Annotated in this window: 1 protein-coding gene; it reads left to right on the forward strand. The window is 54.9% G+C overall.

The genetic code is table 11. The features are described 5' to 3' along the window. Positions 1 to 180, forward strand: a 180-nt coding sequence (locus ACPYOG_RS19755; RefSeq protein ID WP_481295817.1) for a CheW domain-containing protein, incomplete at its 5' end; no start/stop codon positions are given. Positions 181 to 264: the final 84 nt, after the last annotated feature.

Below are 264 nucleotides of genomic sequence, written 5' to 3' on the forward strand. Positions count from 1 at the left end.
GTTCACGAAGTCACGCAGCTATCGCTATCCGCGAGCGAGCCGCCCCCCATCGTCGGCATGCGCTGGCGCGCCGATTATATCCACGCCCTCGTAAAGCGCGAACGCGAATTCATCATCATCCCGAACTTGCAGGCGATCTTCTCTTCGCAGCGCGCAAGTGCGGTCAGAGCAACGGCATAATTTGTGGAACAAGGAAGCTAACAAATGCGGTTTACGATAAAGCTCAAGCTGCTTCTAACCTTTGCTGTCGTGATCGCCATGCTT

The organism is Leifsonia sp. HAY1-4F, from assembly GCF_056755275.1.